The following is a 13,871-nucleotide window of genomic DNA, read 5'->3' as shown; positions in this document are numbered from 1 at the left end:
GATCGCGGCGGGCGCGGACGACCGGGCGGGTGCGGGCGGCGCGGCGGGCCCGCACGGTCGGGCGAGCTAAGGTCCACCCTCCTCCGTCCACCGTCCACCGTCCACCGCCCTCCGCCCTCCGCCCTCCGGGACCGAACCAGCGCCCGGCGCACCGGCCCGGCGCGCGGGCGCGCGGGTGCCCGCCGTAGTGAGCGTGAGCGCCGTTGCGGGGCGGTCGGCCGCGGAAATGCATGTCCTCAGCACCGCAGTACTGCGAGCGAGGAGACACGTGATGTCCAGCGAGTTCCAGCGGACCAAGCTCCGGGCGATGTTCGAGGCGTTCGACGCGGACGGCAACGGCTATCTGGAGGAGGCCGACTTCGTGGCCCTGGCCGACCGCTGGGGCCGGCTGCCGCGCGTGCGGAGAGAGGGATCGGAACTGGCGGCGCGCGTGGACGGCGTACTCAAGGGCTGGTGGCAGCATCTGTCGGAGACCGTGGACACGGACCGCGACGGCCGGATCGACATGGACGACATCCTCGCCATGGTGGACCATCTGCCGACCATCCCCGAGGCCGTCACCGCGACCGCCGACACCATCTTCGACGCGGTCGACGAGAACGCCGACGGCCGCATCTCGCGCGGCGAGCACCAGCGCCTCGTCGACACCTGGCACGGGCGGCCCGTGGAGACCGGCGGCGTCTTCGACCGGCTCGACCAGGACGCCGACGGCTACCTCAGCCGCCCCGAGTTCGCCGCGCTCTGGACCCAGTTCTGGATCAGCGACGACCCCACCGAACCCGGCAACCTGATGTGCGGCCCGATCGGCGCCGGGTGAGACATCGGCGACGGCGGTGAAGCCGGACCCCGGCCTGGCTTCACCGCACGCCAACCGATCACCTGTCGATCGCCCCCGCACACATCCCCGCCGCGAGAACGGCCCCATCGGCCGGACTGATCAACAGGAAGGACCCGGTGAGCCGGGAGTCCGCGTACGCGTCGAGCGGCAGCGGCTCGGCCGTGTGCAGCACCATCGAGCCGATGTCGTTGACGGCGAACTCGCCGGGATCGGTGTCGTGGGCCAGGCCCTGACTGAGGTCGATGCGATGCGGGAGTTCCCGTACGACGGCCTTGACCGTACGGGTGCCGTGCTTGAGCAGAACACGCGAACTGACGTGCAGCGGACGCTCGTTGAGATGACAGACCGTGGCCCTGACGTCCTGCGTGGTGGCCGGTGCCTGCGCGCTGGGCGCGATGAGGTCGCCGCGCGAGATGTCGATGTCGTCCGCGAGGAGCAACGTCACCGACTGCGGCGCCCAGGCCTCCTCGACCGGCGTACCGAGGGCGTCGATACCGGTGATCGTGCTGGTGAGCCCGGACGGCAGGACGGTGACCGGGTCGCCGACGCGCAGCACACCGGAGGCGATCTGCCCCGCGTATCCCCGGTAGTCGGGGTGCTCGGCGCTCTGCGGACGGATGACGTACTGCACGGGGAAACGGGCCGCCGCACTCGCGACGGCGGTGCCGACGGGGACGGTCTCCAGGTGTTCGAGGACGGTCGGCCCGCCGTACCAGTCCATGTGCGCGGACGGTTCTACGACGTTGTCGCCGGCCAGCGCCGAGATGGGGATCGCGGTGATCTCGGGGATGCCGAGTTCGCTCGCGCAGGCCGTGAACTCCTCGGCGATGGTGGCGAATACGGGCTCTCGGTAGTCGACGAGGTCCATCTTGTTGACGGCGAGGACGACGTGCGGGACGCGCAGCAGCGCGGCGATCGCGGCGTGCCGCCGGGTCTGCTCGACGACGCCGTTGCGGGCGTCGACGAGGATCACCGTCAGCTCGGCGGTGGAGGCACCGGTGACCATGTTGCGGGTGTACTGCACATGCCCCGGGGTGTCGGCGAGGATGAACCGCCTGCGCGGGGTGGCGAAGTAGCGGTACGCCACGTCGATGGTGATGCCCTGCTCGCGCTCGGCGCGCAGGCCGTCGGTGAGAAGCGCGAGGTCGGGGCCGTCCTGCCCCCGGTTCGCCGACGCCCGTTCCACGGCCTCCAGTTGGTCGGTGAGGACCGACTTGGAGTCGTGCAGCAGCCGTCCTACGAGGGTGGACTTGCCGTCGTCGACGGAGCCCGCCGTGGCGAAGCGCAATGTGCCGATGGTGGTGGCCATGATCAGAAATACCCCTCGCGCTTGCGGTCTTCCATGGCGGCCTCGGACAGCTTGTCGTCGGCCCGGGTGGCGCCCCGCTCGGTCAGCCGGGAGGCGGTGATCTCGTCGATGACCTGCTCGATGGTGACGGCACTGGAGTCGACCGCGCCGGTGCACGACATGTCGCCGACGGTCCGGTACCGCACCTGACGCTTCTCGACGGTCTCGCCGTCCCCGGGTCCGCCCCAACTCCCGGGCGTCAGCCACAGTTCGCCCCGTCGGAAGACCTCACGCTCGTGGGCGTAGTAGATGTCCGGGAGGTCGATACCCTCGCGGGCGATGTACTGCCAGACGTCCAGCTCGGTCCAGTTGGAGAGCGGGAACACGCGGACGTGTTCGCCGGGCGCGTGCCGGCCGTTGTAGAGGTTCCACAGCTCGGGCCGCTGCCGGCGCGGCTCCCACGCCCCGAACTCGTCCCGCAGTGAGAACACCCGTTCCTTGGCGCGGGCCTTCTCCTCGTCCCTACGACCGCCGCCGAACACGGCGTCGAAGCGCTCGCTCTGGATCTTCTCGGTGAGCGGGAGCGTCTGGAGCGGGTTGCGGGTCCCGTCGGGGCGTTCACGCAGCACACCGCGGTCGATGTAGTCCTGTACGGAGGCCACATGGAGCCGTAGCCCATGTGCGGCCACCACACGGTCCCGGTACTCAAGGACCTCGGAAAAGTTGTGTCCCGTGTCCACATGGAGGAGCGAGAACGGCACCGGCGCGGGCGCGAACGCCTTCAGCGCCAGATGCAGCATCACGATGGAGTCCTTGCCGCCGGAGAACAGGATCACCGGCCGCTCGAACTCCCCCACCACTTCACGGAGGATGTGGACCGCCTCCGACTCCAGGGCGTCGAGGTGCGGCAGCGCGTACGGGTTCTCCGTACCGGCCGCGTGCTTGGCGGCGACAGTCATGCCAACTCCTTTCGCACGAGCAACGCGTGCAGCGCGTCCACTGATTCGACGGCCCGCTCGGCGTGCGCGTCGATCCGCAGATCGGGGTGCGCGGGCTCCTCGTAGGGGTCGTCCGCGCCGGTCAGTCCAGTGATCCGGCCGGCCGCCTGCTGGGCGTACAGGCCCTTGACGTCGCGCTCCGAGCAGACGGACGCCGGGGTCGCGACATGCACCTCCAGATACCTCGTCCCGGACCTCTCGTGGCGTCGGCGGACCGACGACCTGGAGTCCGCGTACGGCGCGATCACCGGCACCAGGACCATCACGCCGTTGCGTGCGAGCACTTCGGCGACCAGGCCGATCCGCTGGACGTTGAGGTGCCGGTCCTCGCGGGAGAAGCCGAGCCCGGCCGACAGGAACTTGCGGATCTCGTCGCCGTCGAGCACCTCCACCCGCCGCCGGTCCTCGCGCAGTCGCTCCGCGAGCGCGGCGGCGATGGTGGACTTGCCCGCGCTCGGCAGCCCGGTCAGCCATACGGTCGCGCCGGGCCAGCAGGTGCAGAACTCCGGCTTCGCCAGGATGGATTGCCCAACGCTCATGACACGCCCCCGAGTTCGCCGGCGGAACCGGCGGCATTCGCGGAACGGGTCGGCAGGGTGGCCAACTCCCCCAGCGCGGTGGACAGTACGGCGATGCCGCGTAGGTAGTCGTCGACGAGGATGTGCTCCTCGTCGGAGTGGTCCAGCGCGCTGTCGCCGGGGCCGTAGGTCGCCATGGGGATGTCCCAGACCTCGGCCAGGGTGTTCATGTCGGAGGTGGCGGTCTTCAGCGTCGGGCGGGGTGTCCCGCCGATGCTCCGGATACCGGCGCTGAGGGCGCGCACCACCGGCCCGCGCCGCTCCGTCTCGACCGCCCGCACCCCGTTGACGACCGCCAACCGGCCCTCCCTGCCGTGGACTTGGTCTCGTTCGCGCAGGGCGGCGACGAATCCGTCCTGGTCGAACCCGACGGGCGTACGGATGCTGACGTCCAGTCGCGCCTCGGTGATGTCGCCGCGCATCCCGACCAGGGTCGCGCCGGGAGTCGCGAACGAGGCGTGCCCCTGCTCGGGGCCGAGCAGGTCCAGCACGTCCTGCCAGAACGCGGCGGCGGACTCGGTGGCCTTCTCGACCGGGTTGCTCGGGTGCGTGGCGGGGCAGTCGACCCGGTATTCCAGGTCCAGTTTCCCCTTGTAGCCGATGACGATCCCCGGCCACCCGCTGGGCTCCCCCACGATCAGCGCGTCCGGTCGCGCGAGGGTCCGCCCGATGTGCACGGCTCCACGCGACTTGGGGGTTTCTTCCTCCACGACTCCTACGACCACGAGTTGGCCGGGGAAGTCGAGGTGGGCGCCGACCGCGCGCACCATGGCCGCGAGGGGTCCCTGGGCGTCGGCCGCGCCACGGCCGTGCAGCCGGCCGCCTTCGAGATGGACGGCCAACTGCCCCGGGACGGTGTCCATATGGCCCAGCAGCATGATGCGCGGGCCGGGGCGGGCCGGGGTCTCGCCGATCACGTTGCCCGCGTCGTCGATGCGGGCGGTCAGTCCAAGTCCCCTTATGACGTCGGCCAGATGGCGGGCCAACGGGCCCTCCTCGCCGGACGGGGAGGGGATCTCCAGCATGGACCGCAGCATGTCGACGGCGGCGCCGGGATCGGTGTCGGCGAGGGCCGCGGTGAGTTCGTCGGTGAGTGCCGCGGCGGGGGCGGCTGTTTCGGTGGTCATCCGTCACTCCCTGTCTGTTCCGGGCAATTCCTGTTCCTGATCGGGGTGTTGAGGGAGCGTCGGCCGGGTCTCCGGTTCCGTTTCGCGCGGAGGCGTGAGCCGTACCTCCGTCCCGGCACCCCGCAGCGCCTCGCCGACCGCCCCCTCGCCCCGCCCGTCGGCGACGGTCACCTGGCCGACGCCGCCGAGCAACGCCTCACGGGCGGCGACGAGTTTGAGCGCCATGCCGCCCCGGGCGAACTCCCCCGGCGCGCCCGCCCGTTCCACGGCGCAGTCGGGCAGCAGGCTGTCGGCGTCGTCCGGGTCGGCGAGCACTCCGGGTGCGCCGGTGAGCAACACCAGCCGGTCCGCGTCGAGTTCGGCCGCGAGGGCCGCCGCGATGCGGTCGGCGTCGGCGTTGACCGGCTCGCCGTGCTCGTCGGAGGCGGGCGGCGACACGACGGGCACGTACCCGTGCGAGAGCAGGGTCGCGATCAACTCCCCGCGTACCGCCTCGATCCGGCCGCTGTGGTCGTCGCGCACGACGACGGTGCGTCCGTCGACGACCGCCTTCTGGCCCCTCTTGCGGCGGGTCAGTACGAGTCCGCCGTCGAGGCCGGTGAGGCCGACGGCGGGGATGCCCCGGCCCAGCAGCTCGCTCACGAGCTTCGGCTTCACCGAGCCGGCCAGCGCCAACGTCACCACCTCCAGGGTGGCTTCGTCGGTGTGCCGGGCCGAGACCCCGTCGGGCGAGACCAGGCGCCGTTGCGGTACGTCGAGTTCATCGGCCAGCCGGTCGATCTCGGCCGATCCGCCGTGCACCACCACGAGCCGGTGGCCCTCCTTCACCAGACCGGCGACGTCCGCGCAGATGGCGGCGGCGTTCACATCGCTGTTGCCGCCGCACTTGACGACGACCAACTGGGGCTCGCCCATGGTCGGTTCTCCCTTCGCGCTCATGCACGGTCCTCACACGGGGTGCAGCCCGGGGAAGGACAGTCCGTACGATTCGGGCCAGTCCATGCGTACGTTGAGGCACTGCACGGCGTTGCCCGCGCCGCCCTTGACGAGGTTGTCGAGGGCGGCGACGACCACCAGGCGACGCGACGCGTCGCCCCAGACATGGCCGATGTCGCAGTAGTTGGAGCCGAGCAGGATCTTGGGCTCGGGATAGCGGTAGGTGCCCCGCTTGTGGGCCACCAGGCGGACGAAGGGCTCATCGGCGTAGGCCTCGCGGTACGCCGCCCGCACGGCCCGCTCCTCGACGCCGTCGGGCACCTCGGTGTGGCAGACGACCTGCACCCCCCGTACGGCCTCGACGCCGGTCGCCGTCATCCGCGCGTCGAGGCCGGTGTGCTGGGCGACCTCGGCCTCGTGCCGGTGCGTGGCGGGGGCGAACACCCTTAGGGCGCCGCTGCGTTCGGCGTGCAGATTGGAGTCGCCGGCGGAGGCACCCGACCCGCTGGATCCGGTACGGCCGTCCAACAGCACCGGGGAGAGGGCCAGTTGGCGGGCGGCCAGCGGGTGCAGGGCGAGGATCGCGGCGTTCGCCATGCAGCCCGGGACGCTGATCAGCCGGGCGGTGCGCAGCCGGTCGCGGTGCAGTTCCGGTATCCCGGGGACGAACCGGTCGAGCAACTCCGGTGCCTCGTGCGGGACTCCGTAGTAGCGCTCGTACACCTCCGTGTCGCGCAGCCGGAAGTCGCCCGAGAGATCGACCAGCAGGTCCGTCCGGTCCGCCCAGTGCCGTACGAGATCCATGGTGGAGCGGTGCGGGGTGGCCAGGAAGACCACGTCGCAGTCCTCGGCCCGTTCGGGGGCGGTGAAGGTGAGGTCGGTCGCCGAGCGGAGGTTGGGGTGGACGCTGTCGAGGCGTTTGCCGGGGAAACGGGACGACACGGCGGCCGTCAGCTCCACCTCGGGGTGGCCGAGCAGCAGCCTCAGCAGTTCGCCGCCGATGTAGCCGGCGGCACCGAACACCGCGGCCCTGATCATGACTCCACCACCTCCCTGTGCAACACCAGGCGTTCCACGATGAGTTCGGCGACATCGACGCGGTCCGCGTGTGCTTCCTGGAAGCCCTTGAACTCGACTCCGTGGTTCACTTCGAGGACCTGGAGGCCGCCGTCCGCGTCCTCGACGAGATCGACTCCCGCGAGGTCCGCGCCCGTCTCCCGGGCCGCGGTCGCCGCGAGTTTGGCGAGGTCGTCGGTGAGGGGGCAGGACGTGGTCGTCGCGCCGCGTGCCACGTTGGTCCGCCAGCCGTCCGACGTGCGGTACATGGCACCGATCGGGGTGCCGCCGACGACGATCACCCTGATGTCGCGGTCGGGCTTGTCGACGTACCGCTGCAGATAGGCCAGCTTGGCCAGCGGTGACGGCAGTGCCTCGCTGTACTCCAGCACGGTGCGCAGCGCGGCGGCGTCCGGGAGCAGGGCGACCCGCCTGCCCCAGGAACCCACCAGGGGTTTGAGGACCACCGGGTAGCCGATCTCCTCGGCCGCCTCCTCCGCGGCCTCCGCCGTGAGGGCGAGGGCGGCGGGCGGAGTCGGGACCCCGGCGGCGCGGAGCGCGAGCGAGGTGCGCCACTTGTCGCCACATGTCTCGATGGCTGCCGCCGAGTTGACGACGGTGACGCCGGCGGACTCGTAACTGAGCGCCGCGTAGAGGGCCTTGGTCGCCGAGATCTCCCGGTTGAGCACCAGGTCCCACGGCGGCGGGGTGTCGTTCAGGTGGTGGCGGACGGTGCGGGTGTCGATGACAGTACGGGGTATGCCCCGGCGGTCCAGGACCTCCAGGAGGCGCTTCTCCTCGAAGCGCATCCTGGAAGCCAGCAACGCCGTCCGGGGCGCTGTGGAGGAGACCACCTCGTTACTCCCCCCAGTCCTCTTCGACCTCGGGGGCCAGGGCCAGCAGCACCGGTGCGGTGGTCACGACCTCCAACTCGCTGCGGCACTCGGGGCATTCGATGACCTCGCTGGCGCGGACGGTGTCGTCGACGTTCACCGGGCCGTCGCACTCCGGGCAGGTCTGGGTAGCGGTCGTCATGAAGTCGCCTTTCTGGGTTGGGTGTTGGTTGATTTCTGGTTGGGCTTAGGTCGATCCCGGCTGGTGAGGGATCGTCAGTCGGCTTCGAGAGCTGCGGTCACGGCGGCGGCGGTGCGCGCTGCCGTGATGCCGTAGTGGTCGAGGAGGTGCTCCTGGCCGCCGACGGTGTCGGAGAACTTGTCCGGCATCCCGATCCGCAGCACGCGCACCGGCTGCCGTTCGGCCAGGACCTCGCAGACGGCGCCGCCGAGGCCGCCGCTGCGCCAGTGCTCCTCCACGGTGACGACGAGCGAGGCGCCCGAGGCGGCCGTACAGAGGGACTCGGTGTCGAGCGGGCTCAGGGTGTGCATGTTGAGGACGGCGGCGGAGATGCCCGCCTCGCCCAGCAGGTCGGCCGCTTCGGTGCAGGCGGTCACCGGGTAGGGGCCGCAGCCGACGAGGACGACGTCGGTGCCCTCGCGCAGCCGTTGGGCCCTGCCGATGACCATCGGCTCGTCGCTCGGGACGGCCGGGGTGGCCTTGCGGCCGAGCCGGACGTAGAGCGGGCCCGGCAGGTCGAGGCTCTGCTCGACGACGGCGGCGGTCGCGGCGGCGTCGGCGGGCACGACCACCGTCATGGCGGGCAGCGTCCGCATGACGGCCAGGTCCTCCAACGCGTGGTGCGTGGGCCCGAGATGGCCGGCGGCCAGTCCGCCGTGTGTCGCCATGATGCGTACGGGCAGCGCGGGATAGGCGATGTCGACCTTCACGGCCTCCAGCGCCCGTGAACTGGCGAAGCCCGCCATGGTGTTGACGAACGGCATGCGCCCGCCGAACGCGAGGCCCGAGGCGATGCCCATCAGATTGTGTTCCGCTATGCCGAGGTTGAGGTACTGCTCGCCGGCCGCCTCGATGTGGTCGGGGCCGAACAGTCCGGTGTCGGTGTCCAGGCACATCAGCCGGGGATCGGTCCCGAGCAGGGCGATCAGCCGGTCGCGATAGGCCTCACGGGTCACGGCGCGAGCCGTTGCCGCGGGCGCTGCGGTGGTGGTCACCTGGTGTCCTCCTTCCTTGAACGGCCCAGTACGGCACGGGCCTTGGCGTGGTTGCGCTCGGAGAAGGTGACGTAGTGGCACGCGGTGCGTCCCTCCAGGAACGGCAGTCCGCGGCCCTTGACGGTGCGGGCGATCAGGACGCTGGGGCGGCCCGGTTCCCACGGCGTGGTGCCGAGGGCGCGCACCAGCGTCGCGAGGTCGTGGCCGTCGGCCTCCTGGACGGCCCAGCCGAAGCCGCGCCAGCGGTCGGCGAGGGGTTCCATGGCGGCGATGGAGTCCGTGTCGCCTGTCAGCTGAAGGGAGTTGCGGTCGACGACGGCGACCAGCCGGTCAAGTCCCAGTGAGGCGGCGCCGATCGCGGCCTCCCACACTGAACCCTCCTGGAGTTCGCCGTCGCCCATGAGGACGAACGTCCTGCTGTCGTGGCCGTCCAGGCGTGCGCCGAGGGCGAATCCGCAGCCCAGGGCGAGGCCGTGGCCGAGCGATCCGGTGGCCGCCTCGACGCCGGGCACGGCGCGGACCGGGTGGCCCATCAGCCGGCTGCCGGGGCGGGCGTAGGTGGCGAGTTCGTCGACGGGCAGGTAGCCGCGCTCGGCGAGGGTCGCGTAGAGGCCGACGGCGGCGTGCCCCTTGCTGAGCACGAAGCGGTCCCGCTCGGGGGCGTCGGGCCGGTCCGGATCGAGGTTCATGACGTCGAAGTAGAGGGCGGTCATGATGTCGGCGGCGGAGTACGCGCCGCCGAGGTGGCCTCCCTCGGGGCCCGCGCACATGTCGGCGACGTGCTCGCGGATCCGGGTGGCGCGCTCGCGCAGTTCACCGAGCCGGGTGTCCCCGATCGCGCCGATGGTCTCTGTTCCTGCCGTGGTCGTCATGCGCTCACCCCCGCGAACTGCCCCACCACGTCGAGGTGTTGCCAGGTCTTCTCGAAGGCGTCGGCGTAGCGGTCGAGGAGTTCACCGCTGCCGGGGTTGAGGTGCCGCTTCTGGAGGGTGAGGGAGTCGCGGATGACGGCACGGGTGACGGGATGATCGCCGTCCGGGGGTACGGTGAACTCCCCTTCCCCGGCGCTGACTTGGGCATCGCGGGCTTCATGCTCAAGCGCCGCCCAGGGATATCCGCGTCCGAAGCCGGTCCGGTCCCGGAAGACGGTCTGGTCCGGCAGCGGCATCAGCTGGTACCGCGACATCGCCACCCCTTCGGCCCGCAGCACCCGCCGCAGCGCGTCCCGGAAGCGCTCCGGGGTGACGCCGGGCAGACCGGCGGCGGCCGGGTCGAGACGGAAGCGCAGAATGTGCCAGACATGGGTGGTGCCGGGCGGCGCGGTGGGCACGGTCAGTCCCGGCAGCGCGGCGAGCCGGTCCAGGAAACGGGTGATGTTGGCCTGCCGGGACCGCTCGTAGTCGTCGAAGCGGGTCAACTGCGCCCGGGTGAAGGCCGCTTGGAGGGCGTTCATCTTCTGGTTCCAGCCGAGCCGGTGGGAGACGTAGTCGCGGTCCTTGCCGCTCTCGATGTCCTCCCCGAACTGCCGTGCCCGGCGCGCGGATCCGGCGAGTTCGGCGTCACCGGTCACCAGCAGTCCGCCCTCCCCGCAGGTGGGGATGTTCTTGGTGACCTGGAGGCTGAACGCCCCCATGTCCCCCAGACCGCCGACCGGACGCCCCCGGTACGTGGCGCCGGGCGCCTGCGCCGCGTCCTCGATCACGGCGAGGCCGTGCCGGCGCGCGATCTCGCTGATCCGGTCCATGTCGGCGGGGGCGCCGTGCAGATGGACGGGGATGATCGCGGCGGTCCGCGGTGTGATGCGCCGCTCGATGTCGTCCGGGTCGATGTTGAAGGTCACCGGGTCGATGTCGGCGAAGACGGGCACGGCCAGGTTGTGCAGGGGCGCGAGGCCGGTGGCGATGAAACTCAGTGCGGGGACGATGACTTCGGCGCCCGGCCCGATGCCGAGCGCGGCCAGGGCCAGCGAGAGCGCCGCTGTTCCATTGGCCACGGCGACACAGTGGCCGTAGCCGAACCGCTCGGCCCACTCGCGCTCCAGCAGGCTGACCGGTGTCTCGCCGTCGGTGTCGGAGACCAGTCGGCCCCCGTCCAGCGCGTCGAGCACGGCCTTGCGGTCGTCGTCCTCGATCACCGGCCACTCGACCTGGCGTCGTGCCGGTGGTACGGCGGCTGTTCCGCCCAGTACTGCGAGCTTGCTCATGTCGTCCTCTCGGCTCGGCTCGGCGTGGGTCGTCGAAGTGCGTTGCGGGGAGCGGGAGTTCACAGTTCGTCCAGGGCGCGTCGGACGGCTTCGATCGCCTCGGTGTGGCGCCAGCGCAGGACTCCCGCGTGCCGGCGCAGGTCGTCCGCGGCGGCGGCCGGGTCGTCGAGTCCATGGGCGGCGGTGATCCGCAGCGGGGTCCACGCGTGGGCCACGCTCTCCACGGCCCGCCCGGCTCCGGCCAGCGCGGGTGACCGCCACGCGGCGCCCCGGTCGCGCAACAGCTCGCCGTGCAGGGCGGCTTGGGCCTGCATGCCCCAGCCGAAGGGGTACAGCTCCTGCAGCGCGCGCACCTCACCGGCCTGTGCCCGCAGGGTCAACTCGCCGAGACAGCCGTCGAGTCCGGCCAGTCCGCCGAGTCCGGCGACCATGCCGGGGTCGTCGAACCGCTCCAGGTTGCCCCGCAGCCAGCCCGCGAGCTGCTCGGGACCGGGGTCGGCTCCGGCGCCTCCGAGGGAGCCGACCGAGACGGACAGACAGCGGCGGCTGATCTCCGAGTCGCTGAAGAACGCGTCCTGGTGGTCCTGCGGGTTCGCCGATCCCCAGCTGTTCAGGAAGTCGTCGAGCGGGATCGGCCCCTGGAACGCGGGCGGCATCGCGTCGGAGACATGGACGAGGCCGCGCCGCTCGTCGAGGCCGTAGACGACCAGCAGATGGGCGGCGTGGACGTCGCCGAACGCGGGCCGGAACGGGAGGTAGAAGTTGTCGACGGCGGCGATGACCAGCCGCCCTTCCGTCATCGCCTCGCGTATCTCGCGCAGCGGGTCGTCCGGGTCCGCCGGGCACCACCACGAGGAGCTCACGTCGTGGTGGGGGAAGAGGCTGCGGCCGAGGTCGCCCTCGTGGCGGCAGGGGTAGTAGAACTCCTCCGACCGCACGTCGTCCGGGACGTAGAGGAACTCCCAGCCCGCGCCGAGCGCGAACAGCGGGTTCACACCGGCCCGGTCCAGCACCGACGCGAAGGTGGACTGGAGGCAGCTGATCGGGTCCCGGTACCAGAGGACGGGTGCCTCGACCGGTACGGAGTCGGGCGTCGTGGTGGTCGTGGGCGTCGCGAAGTCACTGGTCATGGCCGGCCTCCGGGAGCGCGGTCTGCTGCAGGGTGGCGGCGAAGACATGGACGGCGGCGTTGCGCGGCAGGCGGAACCCGCTCAGGTCCGCGCGGCGGGTGACGGGGACGCGCTGCGACCACAGCATGGCCGAAACGCCCCGCTGGACATGGTGCGGATAGTGCATCACCGGCGTCGCAAACGCGGTCGTCTCGCCGAACCAGGCGGGCGCGGCCCAGAAGTCCGAGACGCGCAGCCACTCAGGATCGACGCTGCCGTCCGCGAAGTGCATCTCCACCACGTCCTCGGCCCGCCGCTCGGACGCGGTCAGCAGGTGCAGCCAGTCGAACCGCCCCTCCTCCACCGCGACGAACTGCCCGTCGCAGCGCACGTTGTCGTCCCCCACCCCCACCCGGGGAAATCGGAACGGGACACCGCCGACGCTCACCGGAGCCCCCGATTCCGGCAGATGTTCCGCCGGGAAGGAGTTGCCCCAGACGTTGAACGCACCCCGTGAGGTGTGCCCAGCGACGGAAATACCGACATTGTTGGAGTACGGCGCCAGCTCCACGGCCTGATAGGCCGAGGAAACCGAGGTATCGATCACGATCGCTCCCCTGCTCGTAGGGATTGCTCGTAGGGATTGTCCGTAGGAACTGCTCGTAGGAACTCATTGGGATCTCGTCTCCCTGGAGTCAAACACCCGTCGAGCCGGTCGACCTCCCCGAGCCGATTACATCGCCGTGCCAATTTCGAGGACGGCCGCAGCGGTACGGCTAATAATCCGAGAAGGCCCGCAGCTCACGCCGTAATCAGAATGATGACCCCGGCGCACCCTTCAACTGCGCACTCCCTCGGTGCTACGGTCCGAATGCGAAAGGAGGATCAATGAACAACGGAGGATCAATGAAGAATTCATCCCGGGCGAGCGATTCGGCCCCGACCGAGAATCCGCGCATCATCGCGATGTGGAGCGCGCCCCGATCCCGTTCCACCGCGTTCCTCCGCATGATGATGGAACGCGAGGATCTCACCACGCTGCACGAGCCCTTCTCCCACCTGGCGGACTTCGGTTCGACGGAGGTGGCGGGCCGCACGATCGACACCGAGGTGGGGCTGATCGAGGCCATCCGCGCACTGGCCGGGACCACCCCGGTCTTCTTCAAGGACACGACGGACTTCCGCTTCCCGGCGGTGCTGGCGGACCAGCGCTTCCTGACGGAGGCCCGGCACACGTTCATCATCCGGAAGCCCGCCGAGGTCATCGCCTCGCACTACGCGCTCAACCCCGACGTCACGGCCGACGACATCGGCTTCGGGCGACTGCACGAACTGTTCGAGGCGGTCGGTACGGCGACGGGTGACGTCCCCGTCGTGGTGGATTCCGACGACCTGCTCGACCGCCCCGCCCACACCGTCAGGGAGTACTGCGCCCAGGTCGGGCTCCCCTTCCTCCCCGAGACCCTGAACTGGGCGACCGGGATGCGCGAGGAGTGGCGCAAGGCCCCGCAGTGGCACCAGGACGCGGGCCGGAGCGCCGGCTTCACCCGGGCTCCCCGGGAGTACGAGTTCACCGTGGACAACCACCCGGCACTGGCCGACTTCCACCGTCGGCAGCTGCCGTACTACGAGGAACTGCGCCGGCACCGGCTGTCGCCGCGGGGCTGAC

The 13,871-nt window shown here is 70.9% G+C and carries 15 protein-coding genes; 2 read left to right on the top strand and 13 right to left on the bottom strand.

Annotated features, from left to right (window positions below; genetic code table 11):
* Window positions 1–271: 271 nt before the first annotated feature.
* Window positions 272–817, top strand: a complete 546-nt coding sequence (locus OHT77_RS38315; protein WP_328832935.1) for an EF-hand domain-containing protein — start codon at window positions 272–274, stop codon at window positions 815–817.
* Between the two features lie 58 nt (window positions 818–875).
* On the opposite strand, the gene OHT77_RS38310 is transcribed toward OHT77_RS38315, so the two are convergent.
* From OHT77_RS38310 to OHT77_RS38250, 13 genes are all read right to left on the bottom strand, one after another.
* On the bottom strand, window positions 876–2,147 hold the full coding sequence (locus OHT77_RS38310) for a sulfate adenylyltransferase subunit 1 (protein ID WP_328832934.1): 1,272 nt from the start codon (window positions 2,145–2,147) through the stop codon (window positions 876–878).
* Window positions 2,148–2,149: 2 nt separating this feature from the next.
* Complete coding sequence (cysD, locus tag OHT77_RS38305) at window positions 2,150–3,085, bottom strand: sulfate adenylyltransferase subunit CysD (RefSeq protein WP_328832933.1); 936 nt, start codon at window positions 3,083–3,085, stop codon at window positions 2,150–2,152.
* Window positions 3,082–3,663, bottom strand: coding sequence for an adenylyl-sulfate kinase (cysC, locus tag OHT77_RS38300; protein ID WP_328832932.1), 582 nt, complete (start codon window positions 3,661–3,663; stop codon window positions 3,082–3,084). Before cysC ends, cysD begins: the two co-directional genes overlap by 4 nt.
* Window positions 3,660–4,829 carry a M20/M25/M40 family metallo-hydrolase gene (locus OHT77_RS38295; RefSeq protein WP_328832931.1) on the bottom strand — a complete coding sequence of 390 codons (1,170 nt, stop codon included), beginning with the start codon at window positions 4,827–4,829 and terminating at the stop codon, window positions 3,660–3,662. Before OHT77_RS38295 ends, cysC begins: the two co-directional genes overlap by 4 nt.
* Before the next feature lie 3 nt (window positions 4,830–4,832).
* Window positions 4,833–5,768, bottom strand: coding sequence for a [LysW]-aminoadipate kinase (locus tag OHT77_RS38290; RefSeq protein ID WP_328832930.1), 936 nt, complete (start codon window positions 5,766–5,768; stop codon window positions 4,833–4,835).
* A 9-nt stretch (window positions 5,769–5,777) separates the two neighbouring features.
* A complete protein-coding gene (argC, locus tag OHT77_RS38285) occupies window positions 5,778–6,803 on the bottom strand; it encodes an N-acetyl-gamma-glutamyl-phosphate reductase (RefSeq protein WP_328832929.1) in 1,026 nt (341 codons plus the stop codon).
* Window positions 6,800–7,675, bottom strand: a complete 876-nt coding sequence (lysX, locus tag OHT77_RS38280) for a lysine biosynthesis protein LysX (protein WP_328832928.1) — start codon at window positions 7,673–7,675, stop codon at window positions 6,800–6,802. Before lysX ends, argC begins: the two co-directional genes overlap by 4 nt.
* Window positions 7,676–7,679: 4 nt before the next feature.
* Window positions 7,680–7,856, bottom strand: a complete 177-nt coding sequence (locus OHT77_RS38275) for a lysine biosynthesis protein LysW (protein ID WP_266766630.1) — start codon at window positions 7,854–7,856, stop codon at window positions 7,680–7,682.
* 74 nt (window positions 7,857–7,930) lie between these two features.
* Complete coding sequence (locus OHT77_RS38270; RefSeq protein ID WP_328832927.1) at window positions 7,931–8,890, bottom strand: transketolase family protein; 960 nt, start codon at window positions 8,888–8,890, stop codon at window positions 7,931–7,933.
* A complete protein-coding gene (locus tag OHT77_RS38265; protein ID WP_328832926.1) occupies window positions 8,887–9,762 on the bottom strand; it encodes a transketolase in 876 nt (291 codons plus the stop codon). Before OHT77_RS38265 ends, OHT77_RS38270 begins: the two co-directional genes overlap by 4 nt.
* Window positions 9,759–11,093, bottom strand: a complete 1,335-nt coding sequence (locus OHT77_RS38260) for a DegT/DnrJ/EryC1/StrS family aminotransferase (protein WP_328832925.1) — start codon at window positions 11,091–11,093, stop codon at window positions 9,759–9,761. Before OHT77_RS38260 ends, OHT77_RS38265 begins: the two co-directional genes overlap by 4 nt.
* Window positions 11,094–11,152: 59 nt before the next feature.
* Entirely contained in the window at window positions 11,153–12,223 is a 1,071-nt protein-coding gene (locus tag OHT77_RS38255) for a BtrH N-terminal domain-containing protein (RefSeq protein WP_328832924.1), read from the bottom strand.
* A complete protein-coding gene (locus tag OHT77_RS38250; RefSeq protein WP_328832923.1) occupies window positions 12,213–12,809 on the bottom strand; it encodes a hypothetical protein in 597 nt (198 codons plus the stop codon). The genes OHT77_RS38255 and OHT77_RS38250 overlap by 11 nt, the downstream gene beginning before the upstream one ends.
* A gap of 299 nt (window positions 12,810–13,108) precedes the next feature.
* On the opposite strand from OHT77_RS38250, the gene OHT77_RS38245 reads away from it, so the two are divergent.
* Window positions 13,109–13,870, top strand: a complete 762-nt coding sequence (locus OHT77_RS38245) for a sulfotransferase family protein (RefSeq protein WP_328832922.1) — start codon at window positions 13,109–13,111, stop codon at window positions 13,868–13,870.
* Window position 13,871 lies beyond the last annotated feature (1 nt).

It is taken from the genome of Streptomyces sp. NBC_00252 (genome assembly GCF_036187565.1).
In the GTDB taxonomy this organism is placed as follows: Bacteria; Actinomycetota; Actinomycetes; order Streptomycetales; family Streptomycetaceae; genus Streptomyces.
This window is presented reverse-complemented; position numbering and strand designations above follow the sequence as displayed.

Excerpts from the sequence above, each read along its gene's own strand:
- OHT77_RS38315 (WP_328832935.1), top strand. The coding sequence starts at position 272 with ATGTCCAGCGAGTTCCAGCGGACCAAGCTCCGGGCGATGTTCGAGGCG.
- OHT77_RS38310 (WP_328832934.1), bottom strand. The coding sequence starts at position 2,147 with ATGGCCACCACCATCGGCACATTGCGCTTCGCCACGGCGGGCTCCGTC.
- cysD (WP_328832933.1), bottom strand. The coding sequence starts at position 3,085 with ATGACTGTCGCCGCCAAGCACGCGGCCGGTACGGAGAACCCGTACGCG.
- cysC (WP_328832932.1), bottom strand. The coding sequence starts at position 3,663 with ATGAGCGTTGGGCAATCCATCCTGGCGAAGCCGGAGTTCTGCACCTGC.
- OHT77_RS38295 (WP_328832931.1), bottom strand. The coding sequence starts at position 4,829 with ATGACCACCGAAACAGCCGCCCCCGCCGCGGCACTCACCGACGAACTC.
- OHT77_RS38290 (WP_328832930.1), bottom strand. The coding sequence starts at position 5,768 with ATGAGCGCGAAGGGAGAACCGACCATGGGCGAGCCCCAGTTGGTCGTC.
- argC (WP_328832929.1), bottom strand. The coding sequence starts at position 6,803 with ATGATCAGGGCCGCGGTGTTCGGTGCCGCCGGCTACATCGGCGGCGAA.
- OHT77_RS38275 (WP_266766630.1), bottom strand. The coding sequence starts at position 7,856 with ATGACGACCGCTACCCAGACCTGCCCGGAGTGCGACGGCCCGGTGAAC.
- OHT77_RS38265 (WP_328832926.1), bottom strand. The coding sequence starts at position 9,762 with ATGACGACCACGGCAGGAACAGAGACCATCGGCGCGATCGGGGACACC.
- OHT77_RS38260 (WP_328832925.1), bottom strand. The coding sequence starts at position 11,093 with ATGAGCAAGCTCGCAGTACTGGGCGGAACAGCCGCCGTACCACCGGCA.
- OHT77_RS38255 (WP_328832924.1), bottom strand. The coding sequence starts at position 12,223 with ATGACCAGTGACTTCGCGACGCCCACGACCACCACGACGCCCGACTCC.
- OHT77_RS38245 (WP_328832922.1), top strand. The coding sequence starts at position 13,109 with ATGAAGAATTCATCCCGGGCGAGCGATTCGGCCCCGACCGAGAATCCG.